This is a genomic window from Microbacterium sp. (assembly GCF_035277845.1).
Taxonomy (GTDB): domain Bacteria; phylum Actinomycetota; class Actinomycetes; order Actinomycetales; family Microbacteriaceae; genus Microbacterium.
In genome coordinates this window covers 1-3,406 of the sequence record NZ_DATEJS010000134.1, presented here as the reverse complement: position 1 = coordinate 3,406, position 3,406 = coordinate 1, and the positions used below count along the sequence as shown (strand labels likewise).

The window sequence follows — 3,406 nt, the reverse complement described above, 5'->3', positions numbered from 1 at the left end:
GCAGCTGCGGGACGGTGCGTCGCTCGGCGTCCTCGCCCAGGCCTCCTCCCACGACCGCAACCCCGGCCGCGACGTCAACTCCAGCCGCATCTCCGGCACCCGCCATATCCCCGTGGCCCACAGCATCCGCGTCATCCGCCGATTCCGCCCACGTCCAGGACCCTTCGCCGCTCGCGGCCTCCTGATCGGGCTCGTTGTGCCCGCGTGAGGCACGGATCTGCGCGGTGACGAGCGCTTCGATCGCGGCCTTGACAGGCGCCCCCGTCGCGGGGTCGAGCCGGCCGTCGAGCACGATCATCCCGTGCTGGTCTTCCCACACCTTCAGGTACCGCTTCATCCGCAGGTCTGCGATCTTCGGCGCGACCCCGTCCGGATCGAGCCACGCTTCGGCGTGCCGCAGGATCACCTGCACCTCGCAGAGCGACAGCCCGGCCGCCTGCTCCACGAGGATCTGCTCCGCCTGATCGAGGGCGGCTCGGTCGGCGCGGAATGCGACCTTGTCGAGCATGCCGGTGATGGCGTCGGCGGCATCCGTGCTGATCTGGTCGCGCTCGAGGGCGGCCGCGACGTGCGGGTGCCGGGCCGGTGCGCGCTCGCCGGAGAACGTCATGCCTCCCGCCGTGGCATCGCCCACGCGGATCAGCCGCTTCGCTTCCGCCGTGTGTCCGCCGGTCGTCGCGGCGATGAGCTTCTCGGCCGACTTGAACCCCGCCTTGCGCGCCAGTCCCTCGCTTCCCAGCGACGGTGCGGAGCGCTTGTTGATGCCGTTCGCGAGACGCGCATGCAGGGCCTGGTACCTGCGGCCCACGGCCGCGAGAGCCTCGTTGACCGCCATGAGGTCGGCGTCGGACATGGCATCCACATCGTCGTCGACCACCGCGCTGGGGTGCATGCCGCCGAGCGCCACGAGCCATCGCTCGCCGACACCGTCGAGCGCCTCGGCAAGAGGTGCCAGGTGTTCGACGGCTACTTCGGTCATGACAACAGTCTACGATTTCAACAACTCAGATGCAAGCAAACATTAGAATATAAATACGATCTCACCTTGAACAGCAACCCACGAAAAGCTGTCTGTGCCCCGCACGATACGCGGGGGTTCCGACATCCACCCGCCGCGTCGGCCGCCACCCGCGGCCTACGATCGGGACCATGATCGTGGAGTTCGACGGCGAGGTGTTCCAGTGGGATGCCCGAATCGATGCCGCCTGGTACTTCACCGCACTGCCCGAGCAGCTGAGCGCCGACATCCGTGAGATCCCGCGTCCGCACCGGGGATTCGGGTCGGTGCGGGTGCGGGCATCCGTCGGGGTATCGACGTGGACGACGTCGATCTTCCCGGATTCCGCCGGGTACTACGTGCTGCCCCTGAAGAAGGCGGTGCGCGTGGCTGAGGAGCTCGAGGACGGCGGGCCGGTCACGGTGCGTCTGGAGATCCTCGACGCGTGATCTCAGCGGATCGACATAGGGCGGCCTTACGATTCAGCTCATGAATCCGAAGCGGTGGCGCGAACTGACCGAGCGCCCGCTCATCGTCGTGTCGGTGATCTTCCTGTTCGCGTACTCGTGGCTCGTGATCGGCAACCTGCAGTCGCCGTACAGCGACGTCGCCGTGGCGGTGCTCGCACTGTCGTGGATCGTCTTCGTCATCGACTATGTGGTGAAGGTCGCCATCCAGAAACCCGGGCGGCGGTTCCGGTGGTGCTGCACCCACCTGTTCGACCTGGCGATCGTGCTCGTGCCGGTGCTGCAGCCGCTCCGGATGCTGCGCGGTGCCCTGCAGCGCACCGAGGGCGCGGCGATCCGCAGTCGCATCCTGCTGTATGCGGGGTCGGCGGCCTCACTGCTGCTCTATGTCGGCGCGCTCACCGTGCTCAATGTCGAGCGCGGCGAGCCGGGAGCAGACATCACCACGTTCTGGAAGGCGCTGTGGTGGGCGTTCGAGACGATCACCACGGTCGGCTACGGCGACGAGATCCCGGCGACGGCGATCGGCCGGTTCATCGCGATCGTGCTCATGATCGGGGGAGTGACCCTGCTCGGTGTGATCACGGCGACGTTCGCGTCGTGGATCGTCTCGCAGGTCGGTCAGGCCGAGGAGGAAGCCACCGCCACGGTCGGTCATCTGCGTGCACTGGAGGCCCGGATCGAGTCTCTGGAGGGGCTTCTGCGCGAGGCTTTGAAGGATCGCGAGGGCGCAAAACGGTGATTTCGCATTATCGTGCCGATTCTTCGATGCATGTATCCCGCGTCGGTCTTGAGCTGATCTTGAGGTTTTCTTGACCCTCTCGGGGTGCGGGATCATTGAATCGTGACCGCCGTGCTCGTCGTCTTCGCTGCCGTGTTCGGGCTGGTGATCGGATCCTTCCTCAATGTCGTCGCGTACCGCGTGCCGGCCGGCATCCCGCTGACGCGTGAGAGTCGCTGCCCGCAGTGCGACGCGGCGATCCGCTGGTACCAGAACGTCCCGGTGTTCGGGTGGCTCGCGCTGCGCGGCCGCTGCGCTTCGTGCCGCGCGCGCATCTCGGCGCGGTACCCGATCGTCGAGGCGATCACCGCGATCGCATTCGCCGTCGTGGCGTGGTGGATGCTGGATGCCGCCGCGGCCGTCACCGTGCTCGCGTTCTGGCCGGTGCTCGTCGCGTACCTCTATTTCGCCGCGATCTCGGTCGTGCTCACCCTCATCGATCTGGACGTGCGACGCCTGCCGAACAGCATCGTTCTGCCGAGTTATCCGGTCGCGGGCGTTCTGCTGACGCTCGCCTGCGTGCTCGGCGCGCCGTGGCAGAACCTGCTGCGGGCGGGCATCGGCATGGCGGCGCTGTACGCCTTCTACTTCGTCGTGCGCTTCATCAGCCCGCGTGGCATGGGCGGGGGAGACGTGAAGCTCGCCGGCGTCGTAGGCATGTATCTGGGGTGGGCGAGCTGGGCGGCGCTGGCCGTCGGCGCGTTTGCCGCGTTCCTGATCGGCGGAGTGTTCGGGCTCGGGCTGATCGCGGTGCACCGCGCTGGGCGCAAGAGCGCGATCCCGTTCGGCCCGTGGATGATCGCAGGAGCGTGGGTCGGCCTGTTCGTCGGGAGCCTCGTCGGCAGCTGGTATGTCGGCCTCTACGGCCTCTGATCAGCCCGAAATCGGATGCGTCCAGCAACCTTCAGTTGCCGTGATACCGCTCCCATCGCAGTGGTGGTCTTGAGCCAATCTTTCGCCAAAGCTGTGGGGCAATGCGTTGACACATCATGAGAGGTCCCTCATGATTGCTTTTCGGGAGGGGTTGCACGACCTGAAGTGAGTGCAAGTCCAGCACCCGTCAGGGCGCTTTTAACCGGGTGCACGTGGATGACACGTGCACCCGGAGGGGCCGCGCCTTGGCGACAGACAAACTCACGAACAGGAGACGCGCCATGCGCA

4 protein-coding genes are annotated in these 3,406 nt (G+C 66.7%); 3 read left to right on the top strand and 1 reads right to left on the bottom strand.

What is annotated here, in order from left to right; translation table 11 throughout:
* The coding region (locus tag VJR25_RS05770; RefSeq protein ID WP_324113463.1) for a DUF222 domain-containing protein at window positions 1-979 on the bottom strand (979 nt) is incomplete at its 3' end.
* Window positions 980-1,149: 170 nt separating this feature from the next.
* Between VJR25_RS05770 and VJR25_RS05765 the strand changes: the two genes are divergently transcribed.
* The 3 genes from VJR25_RS05765 to VJR25_RS05755 all read left to right on the top strand — a co-directional run bounded on the left by VJR25_RS05765 (window position 1,150) and on the right by VJR25_RS05755 (window position 3,118).
* On the top strand, window positions 1,150-1,446 hold the full coding sequence (locus VJR25_RS05765) for a DUF1905 domain-containing protein (RefSeq protein WP_324113461.1): 297 nt from the start codon (window positions 1,150-1,152) through the stop codon (window positions 1,444-1,446).
* Window positions 1,447-1,486: 40 nt separating this feature from the next.
* Window positions 1,487-2,206, top strand: coding sequence for a potassium channel family protein (locus VJR25_RS05760; protein ID WP_324113459.1), 720 nt, complete (start codon window positions 1,487-1,489; stop codon window positions 2,204-2,206).
* 102 nt (window positions 2,207-2,308) lie between these two features.
* Window positions 2,309-3,118 carry a prepilin peptidase gene (locus tag VJR25_RS05755; RefSeq protein WP_324113457.1) on the top strand — a complete coding sequence of 270 codons (810 nt, stop codon included), beginning with the start codon at window positions 2,309-2,311 and terminating at the stop codon, window positions 3,116-3,118.
* Window positions 3,119-3,406 lie beyond the last annotated feature (288 nt).

Excerpts from the sequence above, each read along its gene's own strand:
- VJR25_RS05765 (WP_324113461.1), top strand. The coding sequence starts at position 1,150 with ATGATCGTGGAGTTCGACGGCGAGGTGTTCCAGTGGGATGCCCGAATC.
- VJR25_RS05760 (WP_324113459.1), top strand. The coding sequence starts at position 1,487 with ATGAATCCGAAGCGGTGGCGCGAACTGACCGAGCGCCCGCTCATCGTC.